We start from the raw sequence: 26,071 nt of genomic DNA on the forward strand, positions 1-26,071 counted from the left end.
AAAGAGTCGAATATTATGGGATTAGTTCTTAAGCTTGTGGCGGGTATTGTCGCCGGTATTCTTATTGGGTTATACATGCCAGAATGGGTCAGCCAACTTCTGCTGACTTTCAAAACACTGTTCGGTCAACTGCTGTTCTTCACTATCCCATTACTTATTTTGTTCTTCATTACCAGCGGTATTGCCAGCTTACCGAGCAACTCCGGAAAAATGCTGGGTAAAACCTTAGGCATTGCTTATGCCTCAACCGTTATTGCAGGTATTGTTGCCTTTTTCGCTGCCAGCATTGTCGTGCCCTGGCTGACAACCGACGCTCAGAGTGTTTCTACAGAAGCCAAAGCCACTATCGAACCCTTTATTGAGCTGTCGGTTCCACCGCTAATGGAGGTGATGTCAGCACTGGTTTTAGCCTTTATCTTTGGGTTGGGTATTGCCAGTACCAAGGCTGAAAACCTGAAGAAATTGTCGGATCAAGGCCGTGACATTATTGAGCTGCTGCTGATTAAAGTCATTATTCCTTTACTGCCGCTGTATATTGCCGGCATTTTTGCGGAAATGGCCGTTGCAGGCACTGTGTTTAACACGTTGAAAACCTTTGGTGTTATTCTGATACTCGCTGTCGCACTGCACTGGGTTTACATTACCTCTATGTACATTATGGCGGGCATAAAAACCGGTCGTTCTCCGCTGTTTTTAATCAAAAACATGCTGCCTGCGTATTTTACGGCACTAGGTACTATGTCCAGCGCCGCCACTATTCCTGTCACCCTGCAAAGCGTACGCAAGAACAAAGTCGATAACGACGTTGCCAACTTTACCGTGCCACTTTGTGCCACCGTTCACTTAGCCGGTTCCACCATTACCATTGTCAGCTGTGCTGTTGCGGTTATGGTGCTGCATAATTCCCTCGCCATTCCCGGGTTCTTTACCATGCTGCCGTTTATTTTAATGTTGGGTATTGTCATGTTAGCTGCACCGGGCGTTCCAGGCGGTGCGGTTATGTCGGCGGTTGGCCTGTTAGGTTCCATGCTGGGTTTCGGCGAAACCGCAGTCGCCTTAATGATAGCCTTGTACATGGCACAGGACAGCTTCGGTACCGCCTGTAACATTACCGGTGATGGTGCTATTGCGATGTTTGTGGACAGCTCGAAGAAGAGTTAGCGAACGAATATTGCAGGCATTGAGTCGCTGGTGCGTATTAAACGAAGTTTAACCGTACTAGCGATTAAAACTTGGAGCGGGAAACGAGATTCGAACTCGCGACCCCAACCTTGGCAAGGTTGTGCTCTACCAGCTGAGCTATTCCCGCGTATTGGTACTTTTTACAGTATTCTGGAAAGTCTGACGTTGGAGCGGGAAACGAGATTCGAACTCGCGACCCCAACCTTGGCAAGGTTGTGCTCTACCAGCTGAGCTATTCCCGCTTCGTCAGTGCGGCGTGTATTCTACTGATACCACCGATAAGGTCAATAGTTTTTGCGCCGCAATTGGCTTATTTGCTGAAAAAATGCTCTCGGTAATGCTGCAATTCAGCAATAGACTCGCGAATATCAGCCAAAGCTTCATGCGCACCCGACTTTTTGAAGCTATTAACAACCTCCGGTTGCCAGCGTTTTGCCAACTCTTTTAACGTACTGACATCCAGGTTGCGGTAATGGAAAAAGGCTTCGAGTTCAGGCATGTGTTTCGCTAAAAAGCGACGGTCCTGACAAATACTGTTACCGCACATAGGAGAAACCCCGGCATCAACGTATTGTTTTAAAAACTCAATGGTTTCTGCTGCCGCTGTCTTTTCGTCATACTGGCTTTGCTTTATTCGCTCAACGAGGCCTGACCCTGTATGCGTTTTGACATTCCAGTCGTCCATTCTGTCCAGGTATTTTTGAGGTTGATGAATAGCAATGACAGGCCCTTCCGCTAAGGTATTCAGCTGTGCATCAGTAACAATGGTTGCTACTTCAATAATGTGATGCTCTTCCGGCACCAGCCCGGTCATTTCGAGGTCAATCCAAATTAGGCGTTGTTTCTTGTCGTCTTCTGTCATTACCCTGCTCTCTTAATGCAATTTGTTGTATGATAGCGTCATTTCCAGCACGACAACAGGTTACAGGCTTGGTAAAACGCAGACGTCTGAACAAAGGCCAGCAACGGCGGGTTTCAGCCAACCAAAAAAAACGGCTGAAAAACACCGATATTGAGTGGACGGATAACCAACTCAATGCACCGGAAGCAGGCCGTGTTATCAGCCGCTTCGGTCAGCACGCCGATATTCGCGATGCCGAAGGCAATACCTACCGCTGCCATATACGCCGGGTTGTCGATAGCCTGGTATGTGGCGACAGCGTTCTCTGGTCCAGAGCAAGTGCCGAACAACAAGGTATGCAGGGTGTAGTTGTTGCCGTTCAGGAAAGACATAGCCTGCTGTCCCGTCCTGATTACTACGACGGATTAAAGCCTGTTGCCGCTAACATTGATCAAATTTTCGTTATTTCCAGCGTACTCCCCAGCTTCTCATCGCAAATTATCGATCGCTACTTAGTCGCCTGCGAGGACATTGGCATAGAGCCCGTTATTGTGCTGAATAAGGCTGATTTGCTGCCCGAAATTGACGAGACCGAACGTCAATATATTGAGCAAAGGCTGAAAGACTATGAAAGCATCGGCTACAAAGTGCTTCACGTCAGCAGTGCAACTCAAAGCGGGCTGGATGCTTTGCAGGAGATGCTGAAAGACCATATTTCGATTGTTGTCGGTCAGTCAGGCGTGGGTAAGTCGTCGCTGGTAAACCAGCTCTTACCCGACGTGAACGCCGACACAAATTTAGTGTCAGATAACTCTGGATTAGGACAGCACACAACGACGGTTGCAACCTGGTATGACTTAAAGGAAGGCGGAGCCCTTATTGACTCACCCGGTATCCGGGAGTTTTCGTTATGGCACCTGGAACCTGAGAGAGTAGCCCGGTGCTATGTCGATTTCCGCGACTACCTAGGCGGCTGCAAATTCCGCGATTGTAAACATGGCGATGATCCGGGCTGCGCACTGCAAGAGGCTGTCGGTAACAATCAATTGCATGAATGGCGCCTTTCTAATTATCATCGCATTATAGAGACGATGAAAACACAAAAGCCCAGTCGGGCAATTAGAGGTAAGTAACTGTGTCAAAGACCGATAAAGTCAAAATTTTCTTCCAGCATGTGATGCCGAAGCATTTAATTTCCAGGTTAATGGGAAAGTTTGCCGCTGCACGTGCCGGATGGTTCACACAGGTTTTTATCCGCTGGTTTATTCGGCAGTATAAAATTGACATGAGTGAGGCCATTCACGAGTCACCCAAGGCTTATAAAACCTTTAATGAATTCTTCACACGCAGGCTAAAACCAGAGCTTCGACCGCTGGAAGCAGACGACAACGAATTAGCACACCCGGTCGACGGTGCAGTCAGCCAGTTAGGCGACATTGATGGCGGACGCATTTTTCAGGCTAAAGGGCATGACTATTCATTACAGGAATTGCTCGGTGGCAACGAAGAAGACGCCAAGCCTTTTGTAAACGGTAAATTTGCGACCATTTATCTGGCACCGAAAGATTACCACCGCATTCATATGCCTTGCGATGGTGTCCTGAAAAAGATGATTTATGTGCCGGGTGATTTATATTCAGTAAATCCGTTAACCGCGGCTAATGTACCGAACCTGTTCGCTCGTAACGAGCGCGTTGTAGCTATTTTTGATACCGAAGTTGGCCCCATGTCCATGGTATTGGTTGGCGCAACTATCGTCGCCAGTATCGGTACGGTTTGGTCCGGCACCGTCACACCGCCTACCGGCGGCCGTATTCAAAGCTGGTCGTATCCAACGTCAGGCCACTCAGCTATACACCTCAAAAAAGGTGAAGAAATGGGTCATTTCAAACTCGGTTCAACCGTGGTGCTTACCTTTGCCGAAAACTCGATTGAATTTGATGACGATCTTAAGCCACTTTCCACCACGCGTATGGGAGAAACTATGGCAGAGATAAAAGAGAGCAACGATTGATTTTATGGGCGCACCGAGGGGCCAGTTATGAGGCCCCGGAGAATACGCTTGCCGCTTTCTCGCGAGCCATGGACAGCGGCGTGCATGGTATTGAACTGGACGTTTATGCCATAGACGGTGAACGTTTTGTGTTCCACGACCGGTATTTAGAACGCCTGACTGCCACACCCGGCCGGCTAAAAGACTTAACCGCTGAGCAGATAAAGCATCTGAAAGTGTTTGGTCAGCAGTCTATACCCACCTTGCGCGAAGCATTAGCTCATATTAACGGACATTGTCACGTAAATATTGAGCTTAAAGGTGATATGCCCACCAAAGAGCTTCTGCTTGATATTGATTACGCTCTAAAGAACACCAATTTCAAACCTGAACAACTCTTAGTTTCGTCTTTTAATCACCACTGGTTGCAGCGGCTTAAAAAGCGTCGCCCTGAGATTAAAATTGGCGCTTTGAGTGCCAGCTGCCCATTGAGCTATTGTCAGTTCGCAGAGGAGCTACAGGCGTTTTCAACCCATTTTGCGGTAGATTTTGTGACACCTGAACTGGTTGAGGATGGTCATCGCAGGGGCTTACAAGTTTATGTCTACACAGTAGACGGCCAACACGATATTGAAGAGCTGCACGCAATGGGTGTGGATGGCATTTTTACCAACCACCCCAACTACGCTCAAAATGTCATTGCCGGCTTAACCACCGTCGGCAACGAACCTATTCTGCATTATTAGCCTGACGGACCATTAGCTATGATGGTCCGGGTACTCTTCCTGCAACGACTCCAGCTTACGAGTGATAGCCATTGGTGAGCTGGTGTTTCTAGCCAGTGCTATATACAGAGCCGGAATAACAAATAGCGTCAAAAAGGCGGATACGGCAACACCAGCAAAAATCACCGTACCAATGACCATACGACTTTCTGCTCCGGGCCCTGACCCAAGAATCAGCGGCATTGCACTCATTAAGGTTGTGAACGCCGTCATCACAATAGGTCGTAAGCGTTGCTGAGCAGCTTTAAGTACTGCCTCTTTGAACTCCATACCGGAGTCGCGCAACTGGTTCGCAAACTCAACAATAAGAATGCCGTTTTTAGCAGCCAGGCCTATTAGCATCACAATACCAATCTGACTGTAAATATTGATACTCATACCCGTTATGTACAATGCCAATAAGGCACCTACTATAGCCATAGGCACGGCCAGCATAATAACCAGCGGGTGAATAAAGCTTTCGAACTGTGCCGCCAGAACCAGGAAGGTGATCACCAATGCAAGACCGAAAACAAAGATGATTGAGTTGCCGCTTTCCTTATAAAGTTGCGACTCACCTTTATAGTCAATAGAAACGTCTTCCGGCAGCTTCTCTTGCACAACTCCTTCCAGATAACTCAAAGCTTCACCCAGCGAGTAGCCTTCCGCAAGGTTCGCTTCAATAGTCACACTGCGCATACGGTTATAACGATTCAGCCGGGCTGACGTAGCCTGCTCAGTAATCGTCACCAGGTTTGACAACGGAATCAGTTCGTCACTTTTGCGTGAACGAACGTAAATGTTATCTATGGCACTTGGGCTGCGATAATCGGCTTTTTCACCTTCCAGCATGACGTCATATTCCTCGCCACGGTCAAGGTAAGTGGTTACTCGCCTTTGACCCAGTACCGACTGGAGCGTAATACCAATATCCTGTACGGAAACACCCAGATCGGCTGCACTGGCTTCGTCAACCTGAATCAGTAGCTGCGGCAGCGTTTCCTTATAGTCACTGTCGAGGTTCTGCAACCCAGGATTGGTCGATGCCTCTTCAATCACAATGTCACGAAACTCAGCCAGTCGCTCATAGGTATTACCTTGCAGCACAAACTGTACCGGCCGGCCACCGCCTCCGCTAATGCCGCTGCGCATAAACGCAAAAGCCTGAACGCCCACAACAGAATCCAACTGCGATCGCATCTCTTCCATTAAATCAAAACTTGACCATTCTCGCTCGTCGAAAGGCACGGCACCGACAATAGCAATACCTGCACTACCACCCCAGCCCGGAGCCCGAACAATTAGGCGGTCAATTTTTCCTTCATCGATATAAGGCAGAAGAATTTGCTCTATTTCGTCCATATGTCGGGAGCTCGACTCAAAGCTGGCCCCCTCGGCACTGCGTACCTGAATATAGAACGTACCGCGATCTTCCGGTGGCGCAAACTCTTGAGGAATAAAGCTGAACAAGCCAAAGGCAACAACGCCGGACATAACAACCAACACGACAGCCATAAGCGGACGCTTTACGCTCTTTTCGAGCACATTGCGATAGCCTCTTTCAAGCCAGTTAAAGGTCGCATCAAAAGCTCTGCCGAATTTACTGGTTCGCTCTTTCTTGCTTAATACCTTCGAGCTCAGCATCGGCGTCAGAGTTAATGCTGCGATACTGGAAAAGGCCACAGCGGCGGCTATGGCTATAGCAAACTCGGTAAAGAGCTTACCAATATTACCTTCTAAGAAGGCCAGAGGCACAAACACAGAAATCAATACCAGTGTGGTTGCTATGACAGCAAAACCAACCTCACGGGCTCCCCGGTAAGCAGCCAGAATAGGCGGCTCGCCTTCTTCTATGCGGCGATAGATGTTTTCTAACACCACAATAGAGTCATCAACGACCAGACCGATGGCTAAGACCAGCGCCAGCAGGGTGAGTAAGTTGATGGAAAAGCCCAGTGCAAACAAAACTATGTAGGAAGCAATAATGGCAACAGGTACCGTCAACGCCGGTACTATGGTGGCTCTTATATTCCCCAGGAACAGGTAAATAACGACAATAACCAGTGCCATCGCCACAGCCAGCGTGTTGTAAACTTCATCAACGGAGCCCTGAATAAATATCGAAGAGTCGTAACTGGGCGCCAGGTACATGGTTTCAGGCAACGTTTCCTGAATTTTTCTCATCTCCCGGTGCACGTTCTTCACCACGTCCAGAGTGTTGCCTTTCGACTGCTTAATGACACCCACACCGACCATGTTAACCCCGTTACCCCGGAAGTCGGTTTTGTCATCCTCAGCACCCAGTTCTACCCGGGCAACCTCGCCCAGACGCACTAAATAGCCATCGTCGCCTTGTCGTATCACTAGGTTTTTAAAGTCTTCCGGCGACAAATAAGCCCGCGCCATACGAACCGAAAATTCTCTATCGGTTGACTCAACTTCCCCCGCCGGAAGCTCAACGTTTTCTTCACGCAAGCGGCTGACTATGTCGGTTACCGTTACCTGTCGTGCGGCCATGGCGTCACGATCCAGCCAGACGCGCATGGCATAGCGACGATCACCACCAATGACCACTCGCGCGACACCATCGGCGACCGACAGACGGTCTACAATGTATCGTTCCGCATAATCAGTCAGTTCAAGAATCGACATGCTCTCGCTGCGAAGGTTATACCAAACAATGGTACTTTCATCACTTGAGGCTTTTGAAACTTCGGGTGGGTCGGCTTCTTCGGGAAGATTATCGAGTACCCGCGACACGCGCTCACGAACGTCGTTAGAAGCAGCATCAATGTCGCGAGTCAGATTAAATTCAATACTGATACTGGAGCGTCCATTGCGGCTGCTCGAGCTAATGTTTTTAATGCCCTCAATGCCGCTAATGCGGTCTTCAACTAACTGCGTTACCTGCGTTTCTACAACTTCGGCAGAGGCCCCTGGGTAGTCGGTATCAATAGAGACTATGGGGCGATCAATATCCGGATACTCACGCAACGGCAGCATGGTAAAAGCGACAATACCGAAAACCACCAGCAGAATATTCAGTACGGTTGCAAAAACCGGACGTTTTACAGAAAGGTCAGACAACAACATAACTTAACCTCCCTGCACAGAAACAGGTACACCGTCACGAAGGCGAACAATGCCTTCTATAATGACTTTTTCTCCCGGCTTAAGGCCGTCAGTAATTTCTACGATTCCCGGCTTACGACGGCCAATGGTCACTTCTTTTTGGCGCGCCCGGTTATCCGGAGTTAACACATACACATATTGTCTGTTTTGAATTGGAATAAGAGCTTTTTCAGGAAGCAATAAAGCTTCATCAATGCTCCGCAATAGCGTTATCTGGAGCAACATCCCCGGACGCAGACGCTCATCATCATTATCAATTTTAGCGCGCACTTTCACGGAACGAGTCACGGGGTCAACGCGCGAATCAATACTGGAAATACGTCCGACAAACTGTTCTCCCGGGTAAGCCCGGCTGCGGGTAATCACTTCCTGATCAACGGCAATACTGGCGAAATAGCGTTCCGGAACACTAAAGTCGACTTTAATGGGCTTGATGTCATCCAGCGTTGTAAACACATCGCCGGGGCTGACTAAGGAACCTGCACTAATTTCACGAATACCCACACGGCCTGAAAACGGCGCATAAATTTTCATTTCGCGTAATGTCGCTTCAGCCACTTCTAAGTCAGCCTGCAGACCATTAACACGTACTTGTTGCTCGTCGACCTGTTGTTGCGATGCAGCATTACCGCGGCGCAGTTCACTGACTCGTTCAAGCTGACGTTTGGCTTCATCCAAACTAAACTTAAGCTGCTGCACACGGGCAACTTCTTTGCGAGCATTTAACTCAGCAAGCAGTTGTCCCTGCTCAACTAAGTCGCCGCTTTCAAAATAAATTTTTTCAACAACGTCCTGAGTTTGCGCGGTAATACGAACCGTTTCATTGGCCATGGCGGTGCCAAGCGCTTCAATGGTATCGCGGAACTCACTAATTTCAGCGGTCTGAATTTTGACCGGGACAGTCTGTTCCTTGCCCTCTTCAACCTTTTCTTCAGGAGGGAACCCAAACAAATACACAGCTGCCGCAATTAAAATAACGACAACAATAGTGATAGGGTTTATCCAGGAACGTTTCGCCATGTTTACCTCTAAGTTCATAATACAACGCCTTTAACATAGACCATTGTACGCAAAACACCGCCCAAAAGGCGGTGCACTTAACGAGGATTATAGCGGTTTAATCGCAAATTCAGTCGTTTGAATGAAACGCTGGGCTGTATTTATGAATGGCGTTAATAAAAGCAGCGGCGTGTTCCGGGTCGACCTCAGGGTGAATGCCATGACCTAAGTTGAAAACATGGCCGGTACCTGAACCATAGCTTTGTAATATGGTTTGTACTTCTTCTTCAATACGCTCTGGCTTAGCATAAAGCACGCTGGGGTCCATATTCCCCTGCAGCGCAACTTGCCCGCCGACACGCCCTCTGGCATCACCTAAGTCGGTTGTCCAATCCACACCCAGTGCGTCCGCACCAGTCGCCGCCATAGCTTCCAGCCATTGCCCGCCATTTTTAGTAAATAACGTAACAGGCACTTTGCGTCCGTCGGCTTCCCGTGTAAGGCCAGCCACAATTTTTTCCATATAAGCCAGAGAGAATGCTTTGTAGTCGCGCGGAGAGAGTACACCACCCCAGGTATCGAATATCATGACAGACTGCGCGCCTGCAGCAATTTGCGCGTTTAGGTACTGAGTCACTGATTCAGCCAATACATTCAGCAAGGTATGCATGGCTTCAGGGTCAGCAAACATTAGCTGCTTCACTTTAGAAAAGTTTTTGGTGCTGCCACCTTCAACCATATAGGTCGCCAGTGTCCATGGGCTTCCAGAGAAACCAATAAGCGGCACACTGCCATTCAGTTCATGACGGATAGCACGCACGGCATCCATAACGTAACCCAGCTCGTCTTCCATATCGGGCACGGCCAGGTTTTTAATAGCGGCCATACTGCGTACCGGGTCTTTAAACTTTGGCCCCTCACCTGTTTCAAAATATAAGCCCAGACCCATGGCGTCAGGAATGGTCAGAATATCACTGAAGAGTATGGCGGCATCCAGGTCAAACCGGCGCAACGGCTGCATGGTCACTTCGCAAGCGAGTTCAGTATTGCGGCATAGTGACATAAAGTCGCCTGCCTGCGCGCGCACTTCTTTATACTCAGGTAAATAGCGTCCAGCCTGACGCATCATCCAGACGGGAGTGCGATCAACGGGTTGTTTTGCCAATGCACGAAGGTAACGATCATTTTTAAGCGCCGGAGCGGTCATAGCGAATCCAATTTTTAATCAACATCAATGCCCGGTATTTTATCAGTCCGCAGGCATTGGCTCCATGAAAACTTGTGCTTACCTCTTTTGAGAGAGATCAATCAAGGTTCTTGCGATGGTTCCCTCGGGGGGGATCATGGGCAGATTATCAAAAGCAAACCAGTCGCCGGTAATCAGTTCGTGTGGGTCAATATGCAGCTCACCTTCTGCCCACTCGGCGGTAAACCCCATCATCAATGAATGAGGGAAAGACCAGGGCTGACTCAAATGGTATTGAATGTTCTTAACGCGAATTCCTGCTTCCTCATAAACTTCTCGCTCTAATGCCTGCTCCAGACTCTCACCCGCCTCAACAAAGCCAGCGAGAATGGAGTGCAGTCCGGCTTTATGTCGCTTACCCTGAGCCAATAAAATGTTATCGCCTTTGCGAATAGCCACAATAATGCACGGCGACACTCTGGGGTAACAGCGATGCTGGCATTGGTTGCAGTGCATTGCCAATTCCCATTCGATAGCCTGCATCCGCGCACCACAGCGACCACAGAACCGGTGTGTATTGAGGAAATCACTGAACTGGCGTGCCCTGCCAGCCATTGCAAACTTTTCCATGTCTTCAACGGCAAGAAGCTGTCGCAAGGGAGCAAACTCACCTCCTGTAAATTGCTCATCCATGTAATCTGCCATTACCAGATAGCAACTGCGCTCACGCAGCTCACCTATCTCGACAACCCGGTATTCATCCAAATCCGGAAAGCTTAGCTCCTGTAAACAGCCAAATGGCACTTCGCCGGCCGCATCTAAAAAAAGGTGATCGGAGCTGACGACGAACCACCATGCTGGTTCATCATCTGCAGGTTTTGAATACAAAGTGGCCATAATAATTCCGCGTATCGAATCCGCTGAGTTTTCTGTAAAATCAGTTGAGTTCTAATGCTTCTGAATTTACATTAGGTACTGAAACTATAAACGGAGAGTATCATGTTAAGCCGTAATGAGCAGGCAAAAAAGCGCTGGGGTGGCGCTCATAAAAGTATCGATATCTGGTTGTCTGAACGCCAGGACTTATTAGTTAATTACTTTAAGCTTGCCGCGCTCCCTCCTTACGAAAGCATCCGTCAAGGCTTACCTGATGTTGTCGATATCCGGAACTTTTGCGGTCAGCTGGTCGACTATGTATCAAGCGGTCATTTTGAAATTTATGATCAAATTGTGCGCGAGGCCAGCTCGCAGGGAAACTCTGTTGATGACCTAGCAGATGAGCTATTTCCTTTAATTTCTGACACGACCGAGATTGCCTTAGACTTTAACGATAAATACGGGGATATCAGTTCCACGGACCACTGTGAAACCTTCGATAGAGATTTATCCGCATTAGGCGAAGCGCTTGAGTTAAGAATGGAATTTGAAGATAAACTCCTCAACCATTTAGACGAACATAACCTAATACCCGCCTAGCACAGTTACCAACAAAAAAGCGCCGGCAAATCTACCGGCGCTTTTATCAACTAAGCCGTTCTTACTTTTGTTCTGTATCCAGTTCGTCTTTTTGAACATTCAGCAATTCAACAGTAAAAATTAGCGTTGAATTTGGTGGTATCTGGCCACCACCCACTTCGCGCTCACCATAAGCCAGTTCAGCCGGAATCACGAAGCGATATTTACCGCCTTCTTTCATCAGCTGCAAACCTTCTGTCCAGCCAGGAATAACGCGGTTCAATGGAAATGATGTTGGCTCGCCACGCTCGTAAGAGCTGTCAAACACCTCGCCATTTACCAGCGTACCTTCATAGTGAACTTCAACCATGTCGGTTTCTGAAGGGCTGACTCCATCACCTTCTTCCAGCACTTCGTACTGAAGACCTGAGTCAGTGGTTTGCACACCTTCTTTCTTCGCGTTTTCAGCTAAATAAGCCTTGCCTTCTTCTTCTGACTTTTTACCTAAAACGTTTTGGCGCTGTTCCATGACTTCCTGACGCATCGCGTTTAGAATTTCTTCTGCTTCTTCATCAGTCAGTTGAGGATCACCTTTTATCGCATCGACAAAGCCGGCAATAACAACATCACGCTCAAGCATATAATCCGCTTCTTCCTGACGCTCCAGGTTACGCGCGATAAAGCCACCAACAGACGAGCCTAAGGCATACGCCTGCTTATCTTTCTCATCAACTAATTCAGTGTCATTAGCAGGAAATTTCTCTTGTGAACAAGCAGTCAGCGCCAGCGCGATGGCTGAGATAGCTAACGGCTTCATCAGTTGTTTCATCGTTTTCTCCAATTATCGTCTTGCATCCTTTCGGACTATGCCATAATAGTGTTATGTAACAGACCCATACTACACAACCATAAGGAACTTGCCTATGCCTTTTCTCAAGCTGTGCAGCGCACTCATGCTGCTCATTGCCATGGCAGGTTGCCAACCATCACCAGAGAAGGTCAATAAAGCAATTCACGCGGAAAATGGTACCTACGCCGCCGATATAGCTGATGATGGCAGTTTCAGTCTGGTTTCTACAGATGAGACCGGGTTACTGCTTTGGCCACGTTACGCCACCAACGCAAAGTATCAGTGGCAACATAATGAAAGTGAAGTTTCGCAAATTATCGATGTTGATATCAGCGCAGATGGCGCAGTTGCCGTCGCTGCTTCTCGTAAAGAGTTCTCCATGTGGGACATTGAGAGCGGCGAAAACTTAGGGTTCTGGAAAATAGGTTCCGGGGGTATACAAAAGCTTGTCGTCAGTAAAAAGGGCGGAACAGTGGTGCTGGGCAAGCGTGATGGCACACAGGTCGCCTTTAACCCTGCTTCAGGTCGGCGCATTGAATTTTATGGTCATACCGAAACCATTAATGCACTAGCTATTTCTCCCAACGGTTTTTATGTGCTCAGTGGTTCTAATGACCACTCAGCCATACTATGGGATACCCGTAGCGGACAAATTGTCCACCGCTGGCCACTAGACGGACGCACCACGCAGGTTGCTCTGCACCCCGATGGACATTTCGCATTTATTGCAGACGCTACCGATAACGCCGTTATCCGCTCTCTCCCTGATGGAAAAACCGTTTCCAAGCTTAAATTCATGGAGCGTCATAAAATTTTTAGCGCCGCTCGCTTTAGCGCATCCGGTGATTACCTCCTTACCGGGTCACCATCACGTCAAATTGCAATTTGGGACACAGCGACAGGGAAACAACTTTCGCATTGGCGGGTGGATTTACGCGACGGTGGCCGCCCAAGCAACGCTTCTGTGTTATCTGTCGTCTTCGATGAAGAAGAACAAATGGTTATTAGTGAAAGTTCTGCCGGCCTCGCCGAGTGGTGGAATATTGATTTAACAGGTAGTAAAGAATGACAATAGAAAAAATTGAAGCGCAGTTGGATAACCTGGAAATGCAGCTCACCTTTCAGGAAGACACCATCAACTCATTAAATAAGCTGGTTACCGAACAAACTCAACAAATGACTGAAATGCAAAAGCAGATTCGGTGGCTGGGCAAACGCTTAAAACAAATGCAGGAGAATCAGTCAACTGACTCCGATCCGGCCGCTGAACCACCGCCACCTCACTATTAAAGTCATCGAGTTTACCTTGACCTTGGTAAAACAGGTCAGTATAACAACTGTTCTTATTTAGTTTGCGAGAATGTTATGTCATCGAAGCACCCGATAATTGCCGTTACCGGTTCATCAGGAGCAGGAACTACCACAACAGGTCAGGCGGTACGCCACATCTTTCGCTCGTTAGATGTCAGCGCCGCCTTTGTGGAAGGCGACAGTTTTCATCGCTATTCTCGCCCCGAAATGGATTTGGCCATTCGCAAAGCGCAAGAGCAAGGGCGGCATATCAGTTACTTTGGAGCTGAAGCCAACGACTTCGACCGTCTGGAGTCTTTATTTCGTTCATACTCGCAAACTGGTAACGGTAAAGTTCGTCGTTACTTACACAGCTTTGACGATGCCGTGCCTTATAACCAGATGCCCGGCACGTTCACCCCATGGGAAGAGCTTCCAGAGAGCACCGATGCCTTATTCTACGAAGGTTTACATGGCGGTGTCTGTGGTAATGGTTACGACGTTGCGCAGTATGTCGACCTGCTGATAGGTATGGTACCCATCGTTAACCTGGAATGGATCCAGAAACTGATTCGTGACACATCTGAGCGCGGTCACTCACGTGAAGCGGTAACGACCAGTATCGTGCGTGGTATGGAAGATTACATTCACCATATTGTGCCGCAATTCTCGAGAACTCATATTAACTTTCAGCGGGTTCCCACTGTCGATACCTCAAACCCGTTTAGCGCAAAAGACATACCATCGCTGGATGAGAGCTTTGTTGTCATACGTTTTCGTGGTATTAAAAACGTCGACTTCCCGTATTATCTGCAAATGATTGATGGCTCGTTTATGTCGAGGACCAACACCCTGGTTGTGCCCGGCGGCAAAATGGCGTTAGCTATGGAATTGATTTTAACGCCGCTTATTGAACAAATTATGGAAAGGAAAAACCAGGTACGGCGTCAAGTTGACTGGATATCAAGTAAGTAACTACTCACCAACCAGCCAGCGGCTGTGAAAATTCGCACCTTTGTCCTGCGCTAATGTTTTGCATAACAAAGGCAGTAATTGCTCACTGTCCTGAACGACACCATAAGGCGGATTCACCCAAAGAAAGCCACAGCCATGGAGACCTTTACGTTCATCGTTTGTTCGTATGTTGAGCTCCATTATCATGGTTTTAGGAATACCCGGAAGAGCCGCAACATCACGATGAAAAGCCGCTGTTTTCAACTCGTCTTTTATTGGGTACCAAACCGCGAAACTGCCGCTTTTCCAGCGCTTCAAACCCTGTTTAAGAGCATCAACCACGTCATCGAATTCGCTTGTATTTTCAAACGGGGGATCAATCAGAACCAGGCCCCGCTTTTCAATTGGGGGCAATTGTGAACGAACCGCTTCGTACCCATTCACCGGCGCCAGTACCTGCACCTGTTGATGTCTTCCTAAAGGCGTCTGTTTAAGCGTTTCTGCATCTTCTTTGTGCAATTCACAAACAACCAGCCGGTCACCCTCGCGCAGAAACTCTGAGGTTAACACGGGCGAGCCCGGGTAATAACGCAAACTCTCACTGCCTGGATTAAGACCACTGACAATTCGTAAATACTGTTTTGCTAAGGGCTCATCTGCCGCTTGCTCAGCAAAGCGCACAATACCTTGTTCGGCTTCTGCCGTTCTAACAGCTTCGTCACCTTGTAAATCGTAATAGCCAATACCACCATGGGTATCCAGTACAAAATATGGCTTGTTCTTCTGCTGAAAGTACTCAAGTGCACGGGCCTGCAGCAAATGTTTAAAAACATCCGCAAAGTTGCCCGCGTGAAAAATGTGTCGGTAATTCAAAGGTCAGTCGTCTTTTTGAGGAGATTCAATGCGATAGCTGTGTGTCATTTTAACGGAAGCTTCCAGCATTTTAGCAACAGAACAGTACTTGTCGGCTGAAAGTTTTACTGCACGCTCAACATGCTTTTCGTTAATGTCTTCACCCACCACAACAAATTCCAAATGAATTTCGGTAAAGACTTTAGGAACTGACTCCGCCCGCTTACCGGATAACTCGCAGTAACAGCGATGTAGGTTTTGTTTGGCTTTTTTAAGGATGCTGACAACATCAACCGATGCGCAACTTCCTGCGGACATCAGCACCATTTCCATTGGGCTTGGCGCATTCCCCGGGCTGTCACCGTCCATGACCACCTGATGGCCACTACCTGATGTAGCCACAAAGGTCATATCATCAACCCAGGCAACCTTCGCGCTCATATTATTTGCTGACATTAGGAGAATCCTTACTGGAGTGCTTAAAAACTATAGCCGGTAACTTTGCAGGCGTTCATCAAAAAGGTTTTTCACCAGGCCGACAAACTCATTAATGAAAGCTTCCTGCTGAGGGGTTGGGTGTGTATCCAGAACTTTAGATAACACTTCCTCTAAATCGTAAACAATAGCGTCGGTTTCACGGACAATATCCAGACGCACTTCCTGATCAAGCTCATTTTGCTCAAAAACCGCCATCATGCTTTCTGATAAGCGCTCTTCCATTAAGTCACGTAAGGTGTAATCGGCTGTTTTTGCGCTATTACCCTGCTCAGTAAAGACCGGTAACTGACCTGTCAGGTACTGGATGAGCTCAATATATCCGTCTGTTTCAACTATCATCTGCTTCTCTTTGTCACGCGGCCAGGCAACCATTCACGTTGCCCAGCCGATAAACTAGCACAGATTGTGATTAAAATTTAAGCCCTGGCGCTAAATTCTCAGGTAAACTCATGCTGTCAGCTTCCACTGACGCAACCGGATACGCACAGTAGTCGGCCGCATAGTAAGCACTGGCACGATGGTTACCACTTGCTCCAATGCCGCCGAAAGGTGCTGCACTGCTGGCACCAGTAATCGGCTTATTCCAATTCACAATACCTGCGCGAATATGTTTAAAAAAGTAACGATACGTTTGTTCATCGTCACAAAGCACACCGGCAGATAGGCCGTAACGTGTGTTGTTCGCTTCTTTGATGGCTTCATCAATATCTTTAAAGCGATACACTTTTAGTAACGGACCAAAATGCTCTTCATCCGGCAGGTTTTCAACGCCGGTAACATCGACGATGCCCGGGGTTACAAAACCTTTCTTTGAGTCAGCCAGCTTCATGCGCACTAATGACTTAGCGCCTTTATGCAGCAACTCATTTTGTGCATCGACCATTTCGCCCGCAGCTTTAGCAGAAATCATTGCGCCCATAAACGGCTGAGGGTCTGCTTCGTAGTCATCGACCAAAATGTTTTCAGTCACTTCAATTAAACGCTCAAGCACTGCCCGACCCTGTTCTGAGTCTTCAATGAACAAGCGGCGTGCACATGTGCAACGCTGACCTGAAGTAATAAAAGCCGACTGCACGATGTTATGAACCGCCGCATCAATGTCAGCAACGTTAGTAACCAGCAAGGGGTTATTACCGCCCATTTCCAACGCAAGAATTTTGTCTGGACGACCGCCAAATTGTTTGTGCAACAAGTGCCCTGTGTTTGATGAGCCGGTGAAGTACAAGCCATCAATTTGAGGGTGTGCCGATAATGCTTTACCGGTTTCAACTTCGCCCTGAACCAGGTTTAAAACGCCGGCTGGAATGCCTGCTTTTTCCCATAACTTAATGGTTTCCTGAGCAACCATTGGTGTGAGTTCACTTGGCTTAAACACTACCGTGTTACCGGCAATCAGTGCTGGTACAATGTGCCCGTTTGGCAAGTGTCCCGGAAAGTTATAAGGACCGTAGACGGCAACCACACCGTGTGGTTTATGACGAATAAAAGCTTTAGCCCCCGGCATTTCGTTTTCCACGGTACCCGTGCGCTCATGGTAAGCACGCTCAGAAATCGCGACTTTGCCCATCATAGCGCCCACTTCGGTACGGGTTTCCCACACAGGTTTGCCGGTTTCTTTTGCCATGACCTGCGCCAAGTGCTCTTTATTTTCTTCAAGTAGCGCTGAAAACTTTTTGCAGATGGCTAAGCGCTCTTCGACGCTGCGGCCCGCCCAGTCAGGAAAGGCTTTGCGAGCAGCCATTACCGCTTTTTCTACCTGAGCTTCACTGGCGGATTCACCGCTCCAGATAGCTTCATTACGGGCTGGATCAATTGATTTAAACAACTGACCTTCGCCTGCTTCCCAACAACCATCGATAAATTGAATACTGTTCGTCATACAAATACTCCTGCTTAGAGTGCAACAATGCGGGCTTCATCGCCGCTTTCTAAATGCATTGCCTGTGCTTGTTCTGTCGTCAATATGAGTTCTTCTGCGCCTTCTGGCAAAGAAAGCTTTGTCGCGCGGAAGTTCTTCAACTGCGTATTACACACAATATGAGGAACACCCTCACCTTCTGCTACCGAGTCGCGCACTGCTACCGGCACTAAACGGCTGTTACGCACACTGTTGAGATTACAAACTTCCGCTTCAACCGTTGGTCCGGCGTCAAAAATGTCCACAAAACCTCTGAAACGGAAACCTTCCGATTCCAACAGTTTAAGAGCCGGGCGCGTATTGTCGTGCACCTTTCCGACCACCGCTTGCGCTTCTTTACTCAACAAGTTGGTATAAATAGGGAAGCGAGGCATCAGCTCAGAAATAAAGACTTTATCGCCAATTCCGCTTAAGTAGTCGGCTTTTGGAAAGTCCATTGAGAAAAAGTTCTCTTCCAACCAGTTCCAAAATGGCGAGTCTCCATTTTCATCTGAGACGCCACGCATTTCGGCTATTACCCAGTCACTAAAGCGTTGCTTAAATTGCGCCAAAAACAACATGCGGAAACGTGACAATGTACGTCCGTTCATGTTGTGTCGGTAAGGTTCTCGCAAAAACAACGTGCATAGCTCGGAAACACCGGTGTAGTCATTACACAGAGTAAGAGTTTCCAGCGCATTATAGATATTGAGTTTCTCTGAATGATGCACAACTTTACCCAAACGGTAATGCCAGAAGGCTTCATTCAAACCCACCGCAGCTTCGATACCACTAACACCTGCAATAGTACCAGTTTCGGTATCTTCCATAACAAACAGGTAGCTTTCATCACCGGGTGTTTCAACGGTGTCTTTAGCAAAAGCTTTTTGCGCCGCATTGATACGACGCTCCAGCAGCGACTGGTCTACCGGTAAGGAAGTAAAACCATGACCGGACTCAATCGCGCACTGATATAACGCTTCGTAATCTGACGGCTTAATGGGTCTGATTAGCAACATAAAACAGCCTCAGTTATTGACCGACAACCTGAGCAACGGCTTTTTCAAAGCGCTGCAGGCCTTCTTTTACGTCTTCTTCAGAAATAACAAGTGACGGGGTAAAGCGCACGACATTAGCGCCGGCAATTAAAACCATTACGCCATGCTCCTGGCCCGCTAATAGGAAGTCGCGTGCGCGTCCTTCGTATTCTTTATTCATTGCCGCACCAAGCAATAGACCCTGGCCACGAATTTCGCTAAACACGTTATATTTTTCGTTAATTGCCGCCAGCTGCTCTTTAAACCACTGCTCGCGTTGCTTAACGCCATCCAGAGTTTCTTTGGTATTAACAATATCGAACACCGCTTCTGACACAGCACAAGCCAGCGGGTTTCCGCCGTAAGTACTGCCATGTGTACCTGGTTTAAGATGCTCTGCAATTTCAGTTGTTGTTAGCATAGCGCCAATAGGGAAACCGCCGCCCAATGCTTTCGCTGACGTCAGAATGTCCGGTGTAACACCCAACTGCTCATAAGCATAAAGGCTACCGGTACGGCCAAAACCCGTTTGCACTTCATCAAAAATGAGCAACGCGTTGTTCTGGTCACAAAGTTCACGTACCGCTTTCACAAACTCCACGTCAGGGCTAACCACGCCACCTTCACCTTGCAGCGGTTCCATCATGACAGCACAAGTGTCATCAGAAATCAGCGCCTTTAGCGCATCAATATTGTTGTAATCAACATGATCAACACCGCCAGGTTTCGGTCCAAAACCATCAGAGTATGCTGGTTGACCACCAACAGTTACCGTAAAGAAAGTACGCCCGTGGAAGCCTTTAGTGAAAGCAATGATTTTTTGTTTATGTTCGCCGTGCTTTTCAATCGCCCAGCGACGCGCCAGTTTTAATGCCGCTTCGTTGGCTTCAGCGCCTGAGTTAGCGTAGTAAACACGATCAGCAAAAGTTGCCTCGGTCAGCTTTTTCGCCAGACGAATTGCCGGCTCGTTCGTAAACACATTACTTAAATGCCAAAGCTTCTGGCTCTGTTCCTGCAGAGCTGACACCATCGCCGGGTGGCAATGACCAAGACAGTTCACAGCAATACCGCCTGCAAAGTCAACGTATTCACGACCGTCCTGGTCCCATACCCGGGCGCCTTCGCCCTTTACCGGGATCATTGATGCAGGGTTATAGTTGGGAACCATTACGTCATTAAACATTTCACGGTTTACTGTCATATTGTCTGCCATTACTCTCGTCCTTATCGCCTTAGCGAGTTAACAAAGGTGTCAACAAATTCATTTCTCAAAGTAGCCCGCTATTATGCCAAAATTTGTTCACTTTGTCTGTGATAATTCCGTTATAAATCGCTTAAAACGGGGCTTTACGCTTTTCTTGCATCAGATACGAATAGTTATGCTAATGCATGCAGAAAGAATGAATCTTTAGTCATAATTTTTTCTCAAGATAACTTGTTAAACACCTTGTAACATTTACCTACGCAAAATTGCATTGCTTTTTATTAGTACTTACCTTAGCCTGAAGTTTATTGAATGAATGCTCGGCGACAGAGAATACTATGGACAATCAGACCCCAACTCTGGAATCCCCGTCTCAACCACAGCTAAAGCTGGCTTACTTACGTCCAGGCGATATGATTGATGTAGAGTTTGCGTCCGCAGCGAAAGTACGCACAAAACTCCAGCTGGTCGGTTTTGACACCGGCAAATACCTTTTATTAAAACAGCCCAACCCCCGTACCGAAGGGAGCTACTCAGATGTTTTATTTGAGGGTAACCCGGTTATTGTCCGATTGGTTTTAGAGGGAGAGACTGGCGAGTGTATTGCGTTTAAAACGAAAATTAGAGCGGTAACTAACTTCCCGTTCAGGTTGTTGTACTTAGAATACCCTGAGCAAGTTGAGAACAGGGCGTTAAGAGCGCAAAAGCGAGTACGCACCCACATTCCGGTTGATGTCACTGCGGACAATAGCCAGGCAAGCACTAAGAAAAAGCTCGCCAGTGGCGTCATTGTCGATATCTCTTCCGCCGGATGCAGGATCGTTTTTAAAGCCACGCCCAATGAAGCCGGTAATGTTACTCATATGAATATTAAGGTGGGCATTGGTTCTGGCGCGCATAAAGAAGCACTGAGCCTTTCAGGCCAAATTATGAACCAACGCAAAGAACGAGGGATGATCAGTGTTGGAGTCCGCTTCACCGACGATGAAGCCCATATTAATAATGTATTCGACCATCTGTTGATAGACACAGAGTTTGAGTGTTAACGCTTTACTCCGGCACAACAATAGGCGGTCGCTTTAAACTCACATTATTTAAGCGCGCAATGGTGTCTGCTGTTATCGAGTACTTATTCAACAGGTGTTTACCTTCTTCCAGGCTGGCTAAGTCCACTTCTCTTAACATTCTGAATTCACAATAGGCGTTTGCCTGCGCCAGAGCTTGCGCGTAATCAGATTCATTCTCTGCGGTCTGACTTTGAGTGAAAGCTAACAGGTGTTTACTGACAGGAACGCGTTTCAACCCCCAGCCTTCAGCCACCAGGTAACTGACGTCTTTGTCCTTCTCTAACATTAAGTCGCGTAAAAAGCGCTCATCCGGAGTCAGTTTTACAATCGTATTATGCCGCTCAGGTGATTTATCGTTCACGCTTTGCATCGCAAATTCACGTTGCACGTCGTCGAATAAGCGAAGATACAGTTTGGTTAACGCTATCTTCCCAAGCTCATGGAACATGCCAATAGTATAAGCAAGTACCGGATCCCGCAGCTTACGCTCTACCGCAATGTTATGCGCTGCAATAGCCGTCCCCAAAGAGTGTTCCCAAATTTTACGACGGAACAACATGAAAGGTTGTGCAGCCGGAGGCAGCCAGTTTTGCATGATGTATGCGGGCGCTAACAGTCGCAGGTTTTCGGTGCCCACAAAACTCATGGCAACACGTAAATTATCAATTTTTACCTGCTTGTTGCGATCGATAAAAGGAGGTTGATTGACCGTTCGAAGCAACCCTGTGTGAAACCAGTCCATACCTTGCACCACTGACTCAATGCGACGCATAGAAGCGGCTTTCAGACTTAAGGTATCCAGTAGCTCTGGCAGTTTCTCAGGAAGCGGTATCAAACGTTCGCGAATGTAATCGCCGTCATCTATCGTTTTCAATGCGCGGTGGTAGATCTCTTCATGCAGTTCGTCAGAAATACGGTCAGCATAACGTTGGCGCGCCTGGGCCTTACGGTCACGTTCTTCATAGTTCAGACGCTCCACTTCCAGCAGTTTACGTAACTGCTCTTTGTCTTCCTCGTCGGTACCGTCAGCCTTTGAACGAGCTTTGCGCGCAAACGGAAAACTTATCAAATAGTTGATAAAACGTTTTTCTAAACGCAGGGCCGGGTCATTACTGCCGCCTTCCGTGGTACCCGCAAAAAAGTGGAACATATTACCTCTATATTAACTGAACTGCGGCAGCATTATGTTGAATAAATTCCACAAATGCTACTTACTGATTATCGTATATAACGTAAAAAATTCGCTAACAAATTATGGCCCTGAGCTGTCATTACCGACTCTGGGTGGAACTGTACGCCAAATAAAGGTAAGTCCTTATGCCTTATTGCCATAATCTCCATCACTCCCCGCTCGCTCTCTGTATCGGCATCAATTAAGAAATCTGTTGGCAAACTGGCGGGGCAAACTACCAAGGAATGGTAGCGCGTAACTTCAAGAGGGTTATCTAACTGTTGGAACAGTCCGTTACCGTTGTGTCGAATAACCGATGTTTTTCCATGCATCACTTTTTCGGCGCGAACAACTTTGGCACCAAATACCTGAGCTAATGCCTGGTGCCCAAGGCAAACGCCCAGTATCGGAAGCTTCTTTCCAAAGTGTTGAATAGCGGCCAAAGACACGCCGGACTCGTTGGGTGTGCAAGGTCCGGGAGATATCACAAGAGCTTTCGGAGAGAGTTCTTCAATGCCCGGAACTGTTATTTCATTGTTACGAAAAACAACAACATCTTCCCCCAATTCACGGAAATAGCGAGCCAGGTTGTGAGTAAATGAGTCGAAGTTATCAATTAGTACGATCATGCTACTGAGGCAACCGCTCGTCCAGCCAGGTTTTATAATGCACGGGTCTTGCAAAGTAAAAACCTTGCAATAAATCAGCACCATTTTCGCCAAGCAATTTAACTTGCTCGGCGGTTTCTACCCCCTCAGCTACCGAGGAAACCGACAAAGAACGAGCCATGTTTAACATTGCCATTAGCAAGCCCATGTGCTTTTCATTCACTTCCGCGAGCTGAACAAATTCTCTGTCTATTTTTAATTCAGTAATGGGTAACTGCTGAATCCTCAATAAATTAGAGTAGCCGGTACCAAAGTCATCAATTGAAAACACAACGCCCAGCTCAGCAAGACGGGCCATAGTTTGCTGCACTTTCTCGGCATCAGCTAAAAGCAGGTTTTCAGTAATTTCCATGGTCAACTGGTTCAGTGGTGCATCATACTCCGCAAAAATCTGCTGTACGGTTTCCACATAGTCACTTTGCAAAAACTCAACCGGGCTCACATTAACCGCGATATTGTCATCCAGCCCCTGTGTTTTTAATTTGTTCAGTGTAAAGGCTACCTGCTGCAGTAATTCTCTGGCCATTGGAATAATAAGCTGTAAGCGTTCTGCTACCGGAATAAACTGAGCGGGGGAAACGAGCTCACCGTTCTCATTACGCCAACGCATCAAAGCTTCTGCGCCACGAATAACGCCCTGGGTATCGACTTTCGACTGAAGCCAACATTCAAATTGCCTTTTCCCCAGTGCCGCTCGCAAGGCAACCTCGGTTTTCGCGTCGGCAACAACGGACTCGGATATTTCCGCTTCGTAAACCGCAATTTGGTCACGCCCGTTATGACGCGCATTAGAGGTGGCTGTATCAGCCAGAGACAGTAGCTCGGATGCATTCTCATCGCCGCCGCTTAAACCGACCCCAATACTTGCCGTTAAATAGTGTGTCTGAAATTTCGTTTTAAAGGGCTCACGCAGAGCGTCATGCAGTTTCCTGATAACCTCGAGGCCAGCCTGCGTAGAGTCACGCATGACTCCCACCCAAAACCTGTCTCCAAGGTCTCTTGCTATCCAGCCCGAGTCTCCAATAGTCTCTCTCAGTCTTTGCGCGATTAACTGAATAACACGATCACCTTCTTCGTGCCCATGTATAGTATTTACTCGGTTAAAATAGTCCATATTAACCGCAGCAACGACTATCGCCCGGTTACTCTCCAGGCGTTTTTCTACCAAATCGAGAAAGCGATGGCGATTCGGCAAACCCGTTTGCTCATCAAAGTTGGCCAGATACTCCAGCTTACGCGCGTTCTCTTTTTGCTCGGTAATGTCTCGTATAACACCTATATACTGAGCTTCTCCGGCACGGCTTACCTCGGTTATGGCTAAATCGATGGGAAATACTTCACCATTTTTACGTTTGCCCTGAACCTCTCGACCAATGCCGATAATACGCGCCCGACCCGTCTCCTGATAAGCTTCAATATAACGATCATGCTCCCTGGCGTAGGGCTCAGGCATGAGCATACTGACATTATTACCTTTAACTTCAGCTTCACTGTATCCAAACATCCGCTCCGCCGGAGCACTAAAGTTAGTAATGATACCTTTGCTATCAATTGTAATAACGGCGTCAATTAAATTATCCAGAGTACTGCGAAGCGCGCTTGTCTGTTCCTGCAATTGCTGCAGCCGGTGTTTTTTTTCAGTTACATCCTGAATCGCACCAAACAGAACCGTCTCACCGCTTTCTAACTGCTTAGTCACTCCGGTAATGGTCACCCAGTGGATATGACCAGCGGTGTCTTCCAGACAACTCTCTGCCGACCAGCTTCTATTGAACTCCAGACTCTGTGCAACAAGCTGTTTTATGTTTTCCCGGTACTCAGGTAAATGAAACGCCATCGCTTTTTCATAATTAATGGGCTCATTGTCGGTTATACCGTGAATCTCTCTTAACTGGCGGCTCCAATATAGGTGTTCCGTCGCCGGTTCGTACCAAAAGCTACCAATGTTAGCCATGGTCTCGACGCTGGTTAACAATTCTTGTTCGCGCTGTTCCGGAGACTCACTCACCATAATGACAATTACCCAGGGTAAGGTACAAAACCTACCGCTTTATAAACATCTGACAAAGTTTTTGCTGAGGCTTCACGTGCTTTATCAGCACCTTGCTTCATAACTTGCTGCAAGAACGCCTGATCATTACGCATTTCGTGATATCGCTGCTGAATAGGCTCAAGCATAGCAACCACTGATTCCGCTACATCGACTTTTAAATGTCCGTACATTTTGTCTTCATATTCCGGAACCAGTTCGTCAATTGATTTACCGGTAGCTGCGGACATAATGCTGAGTAAATTTGAAACGCCAGGCTTCTCCTCAGGATTAAAGTAAATGCGTGCCTGTTCATCGGAGTCGGTAACGGCTTTCTTTATTTTCTTCAGAATTTTCTTCGGCTCTTCCAGTAAGCCAACAAAGTTATTTGGATTGTCGTCCGACTTTGACATTTTCTTAGTCGGCTCCTGCAGCGACATGACCCGCGCGCCCACTTTTGGAATCATTGGTTCTGGAATGGTGAAAATATCGCCGTACAGATTATTAAAGCGCTCGGCCACATTGCGTGTCATTTCCAAGTGCTGCTTCTGGTCATCACCAACCGGTACTTCGTTTGCCTGATACAACAGAATGTCTGCCGCCATTAGTGCCGGGTAGGTAAACAGTCCCGCATTAATATTATTAGCGTGACGCTGAGACTTATCTTTAAACTGCGTCATGCGGTTGAGCTCACCCATTTGTGTGTAGCAATTGAGAACCCAGGCCAGCTGAGTATGTTCTGGAACATGCGACTGGATGAAAACGGTACTTTTCTCCGGGTCCAGGCCGCAGGCTAAATACAAAGCCAGGCCATCCAGTGTTGCCTGCTGCAGTTTTTCAGGTTCCTGGCGCACGGTAATTGCGTGCTGATCAACCAGCATGAACTTGCAGTCGTGAGTATCCTGCATATTCACCCACTGACGTAGTGCGCCAATGTAATTACCAATAGACAACTGCCCTGACGGCTGACAACCACTTAATACAATTGGTTTAGACATTCTT

Annotated in this window: 25 protein-coding genes and 2 tRNA genes; 9 read left to right on the forward strand and 18 right to left on the reverse strand. The window is 47.7% G+C overall.

Annotated features, from left to right (window positions below; genetic code table 11):
* The first annotated feature begins 15 nt into the window (after positions 1-15).
* Positions 16-1,161, forward strand: coding sequence for a dicarboxylate/amino acid:cation symporter (locus tag K5X84_RS10910; protein ID WP_222235857.1), 1,146 nt, complete (start codon positions 16-18; stop codon positions 1,159-1,161).
* Positions 1,162-1,233: 72 nt separating this feature from the next.
* Here the strand turns inward: K5X84_RS10910 and K5X84_RS10915 are convergent.
* The 3 genes from K5X84_RS10915 to orn all read right to left on the reverse strand — a co-directional run bounded on the left by K5X84_RS10915 (position 1,234) and on the right by orn (position 2,044).
* Positions 1,234-1,309, reverse strand: a tRNA-Gly gene (locus tag K5X84_RS10915).
* 39 nt (positions 1,310-1,348) lie between these two features.
* Positions 1,349-1,424 (reverse strand) — tRNA-Gly (locus tag K5X84_RS10920).
* A gap of 68 nt (positions 1,425-1,492) precedes the next feature.
* Positions 1,493-2,044 (reverse strand): oligoribonuclease, encoded by a 552-nt coding sequence (gene orn, locus K5X84_RS10925; RefSeq protein ID WP_199493626.1) that lies wholly within the window; start codon positions 2,042-2,044, stop codon positions 1,493-1,495.
* Positions 2,045-2,112: 68 nt separating this feature from the next.
* Between orn and rsgA the strand changes: the two genes are divergently transcribed.
* Genes rsgA through K5X84_RS10940 form a run of 3 tightly spaced genes read left to right on the forward strand, consistent with a single transcriptional unit; the run spans position 2,113 to position 4,762 of the window.
* Complete coding sequence (gene rsgA, locus K5X84_RS10930; protein WP_222237023.1) at positions 2,113-3,156, forward strand: small ribosomal subunit biogenesis GTPase RsgA; 1,044 nt, start codon at positions 2,113-2,115, stop codon at positions 3,154-3,156.
* A 2-nt stretch (positions 3,157-3,158) separates the two neighbouring features.
* A complete protein-coding gene (gene asd, locus K5X84_RS10935) occupies positions 3,159-4,037 on the forward strand; it encodes an archaetidylserine decarboxylase (RefSeq protein ID WP_054490240.1) in 879 nt (292 codons plus the stop codon).
* A complete protein-coding gene (locus K5X84_RS10940; protein WP_222235858.1) occupies positions 4,034-4,762 on the forward strand; it encodes a glycerophosphodiester phosphodiesterase in 729 nt (242 codons plus the stop codon). Before asd ends, K5X84_RS10940 begins: the two co-directional genes overlap by 4 nt.
* Before the next feature lie 12 nt (positions 4,763-4,774).
* Here K5X84_RS10940 and K5X84_RS10945 read toward each other — a convergent pair whose 3' ends face one another.
* The 4 genes from K5X84_RS10945 to nudC form a co-directional block, all read right to left on the reverse strand.
* A complete protein-coding gene (locus tag K5X84_RS10945) occupies positions 4,775-7,873 on the reverse strand; it encodes an efflux RND transporter permease subunit (protein WP_054490236.1) in 3,099 nt (1,032 codons plus the stop codon).
* A gap of 3 nt (positions 7,874-7,876) precedes the next feature.
* A complete protein-coding gene (locus tag K5X84_RS10950) occupies positions 7,877-8,932 on the reverse strand; it encodes an efflux RND transporter periplasmic adaptor subunit (RefSeq protein WP_222237024.1) in 1,056 nt (351 codons plus the stop codon).
* Positions 8,933-9,041: 109 nt separating this feature from the next.
* Positions 9,042-10,118 carry a uroporphyrinogen decarboxylase gene (gene hemE, locus K5X84_RS10955; RefSeq protein ID WP_222235859.1) on the reverse strand — a complete coding sequence of 359 codons (1,077 nt, stop codon included), beginning with the start codon at positions 10,116-10,118 and terminating at the stop codon, positions 9,042-9,044.
* A 78-nt stretch (positions 10,119-10,196) separates the two neighbouring features.
* The gene (gene nudC / locus K5X84_RS10960; protein ID WP_222235860.1) at positions 10,197-10,994 is read right to left on the reverse strand and encodes an NAD(+) diphosphatase; all 798 of its coding nucleotides are present in this window, start codon (positions 10,992-10,994) and stop codon (positions 10,197-10,199) included.
* Positions 10,995-11,096: 102 nt separating this feature from the next.
* Here nudC and K5X84_RS10965 point away from each other — a divergent pair, with 102 nt between their 5' ends.
* Positions 11,097-11,573 (forward strand): Rsd/AlgQ family anti-sigma factor, encoded by a 477-nt coding sequence (locus K5X84_RS10965; RefSeq protein ID WP_054490229.1) that lies wholly within the window; start codon positions 11,097-11,099, stop codon positions 11,571-11,573.
* A 61-nt stretch (positions 11,574-11,634) separates the two neighbouring features.
* Here K5X84_RS10965 and fkpA read toward each other — a convergent pair whose 3' ends face one another.
* A complete protein-coding gene (gene fkpA, locus K5X84_RS10970; RefSeq protein ID WP_222235861.1) occupies positions 11,635-12,381 on the reverse strand; it encodes an FKBP-type peptidyl-prolyl cis-trans isomerase in 747 nt (248 codons plus the stop codon).
* 94 nt (positions 12,382-12,475) lie between these two features.
* Here fkpA and K5X84_RS10975 point away from each other — a divergent pair, with 94 nt between their 5' ends.
* The 3 genes from K5X84_RS10975 (at position 12,476) to K5X84_RS10985 (ending at position 14,667) form a co-directional block, all read left to right on the forward strand.
* Positions 12,476-13,471, forward strand: coding sequence for a WD40 repeat domain-containing protein (locus tag K5X84_RS10975; protein WP_222235862.1), 996 nt, complete (start codon positions 12,476-12,478; stop codon positions 13,469-13,471).
* Complete coding sequence (locus tag K5X84_RS10980; RefSeq protein WP_054490223.1) at positions 13,468-13,692, forward strand: SlyX family protein; 225 nt, start codon at positions 13,468-13,470, stop codon at positions 13,690-13,692. Before K5X84_RS10975 ends, K5X84_RS10980 begins: the two co-directional genes overlap by 4 nt.
* A 75-nt stretch (positions 13,693-13,767) precedes the next feature.
* A complete protein-coding gene (locus K5X84_RS10985) occupies positions 13,768-14,667 on the forward strand; it encodes a phosphoribulokinase (RefSeq protein WP_054490221.1) in 900 nt (299 codons plus the stop codon).
* Here K5X84_RS10985 and K5X84_RS10990 read toward each other — a convergent pair whose 3' ends face one another.
* The 6 genes from K5X84_RS10990 to K5X84_RS11015 all read right to left on the reverse strand — a co-directional run bounded on the left by K5X84_RS10990 (position 14,668) and on the right by K5X84_RS11015 (position 20,131).
* Positions 14,668-15,519 (reverse strand): 23S rRNA (adenine(2030)-N(6))-methyltransferase RlmJ, encoded by an 852-nt coding sequence (locus K5X84_RS10990; protein ID WP_222235863.1) that lies wholly within the window; start codon positions 15,517-15,519, stop codon positions 14,668-14,670. It abuts the gene before it with no gap.
* A gap of 3 nt (positions 15,520-15,522) precedes the next feature.
* On the reverse strand, positions 15,523-15,954 hold the full coding sequence (locus K5X84_RS10995) for an OsmC family protein (protein ID WP_054490219.1): 432 nt from the start codon (positions 15,952-15,954) through the stop codon (positions 15,523-15,525).
* Between the two features lie 30 nt (positions 15,955-15,984).
* On the reverse strand, positions 15,985-16,335 hold the full coding sequence (locus tag K5X84_RS11000; protein ID WP_054490257.1) for a DUF3802 family protein: 351 nt from the start codon (positions 16,333-16,335) through the stop codon (positions 15,985-15,987).
* Positions 16,336-16,405: 70 nt separating this feature from the next.
* On the reverse strand, positions 16,406-17,875 hold the full coding sequence (astD, locus tag K5X84_RS11005; protein ID WP_222235864.1) for a succinylglutamate-semialdehyde dehydrogenase: 1,470 nt from the start codon (positions 17,873-17,875) through the stop codon (positions 16,406-16,408).
* Between the two features lie 14 nt (positions 17,876-17,889).
* Positions 17,890-18,912 (reverse strand): arginine N-succinyltransferase, encoded by a 1,023-nt coding sequence (gene astA, locus K5X84_RS11010; RefSeq protein ID WP_054490215.1) that lies wholly within the window; start codon positions 18,910-18,912, stop codon positions 17,890-17,892.
* Positions 18,913-18,925: 13 nt separating this feature from the next.
* Positions 18,926-20,131 carry an aspartate aminotransferase family protein gene (locus K5X84_RS11015; protein ID WP_222237025.1) on the reverse strand — a complete coding sequence of 402 codons (1,206 nt, stop codon included), beginning with the start codon at positions 20,129-20,131 and terminating at the stop codon, positions 18,926-18,928.
* A gap of 341 nt (positions 20,132-20,472) precedes the next feature.
* Between K5X84_RS11015 and K5X84_RS11020 the strand changes: the two genes are divergently transcribed.
* Positions 20,473-21,180 carry a flagellar brake domain-containing protein gene (locus tag K5X84_RS11020; protein ID WP_222235865.1) on the forward strand — a complete coding sequence of 236 codons (708 nt, stop codon included), beginning with the start codon at positions 20,473-20,475 and terminating at the stop codon, positions 21,178-21,180.
* A 4-nt stretch (positions 21,181-21,184) separates the two neighbouring features.
* On the opposite strand, the gene K5X84_RS11025 is transcribed toward K5X84_RS11020, so the two are convergent.
* The 4 genes from K5X84_RS11025 to trpS all read right to left on the reverse strand — a co-directional run bounded on the left by K5X84_RS11025 (position 21,185) and on the right by trpS (position 26,067).
* The gene (locus K5X84_RS11025) at positions 21,185-22,351 is read right to left on the reverse strand and encodes an HDOD domain-containing protein (protein WP_054490212.1); all 1,167 of its coding nucleotides are present in this window, start codon (positions 22,349-22,351) and stop codon (positions 21,185-21,187) included.
* Positions 22,352-22,419: 68 nt separating this feature from the next.
* Positions 22,420-23,001 (reverse strand): anthranilate synthase component II, encoded by a 582-nt coding sequence (locus K5X84_RS11030; RefSeq protein ID WP_222235866.1) that lies wholly within the window; start codon positions 22,999-23,001, stop codon positions 22,420-22,422.
* A gap of 1 nt (position 23,002) precedes the next feature.
* Positions 23,003-25,051 carry a putative bifunctional diguanylate cyclase/phosphodiesterase gene (locus tag K5X84_RS11035; RefSeq protein WP_222235867.1) on the reverse strand — a complete coding sequence of 683 codons (2,049 nt, stop codon included), beginning with the start codon at positions 25,049-25,051 and terminating at the stop codon, positions 23,003-23,005.
* An 8-nt stretch (positions 25,052-25,059) separates the two neighbouring features.
* On the reverse strand, positions 25,060-26,067 hold the full coding sequence (trpS, locus tag K5X84_RS11040) for a tryptophan--tRNA ligase (RefSeq protein ID WP_222235868.1): 1,008 nt from the start codon (positions 26,065-26,067) through the stop codon (positions 25,060-25,062).
* Between the last annotated feature and the right edge of the window lie 4 nt (positions 26,068-26,071).

This window comes from Idiomarina abyssalis, assembly GCF_019797805.1.
GTDB classification, from domain to species: Bacteria; Pseudomonadota; Gammaproteobacteria; order Enterobacterales; family Alteromonadaceae; genus Idiomarina; species Idiomarina abyssalis.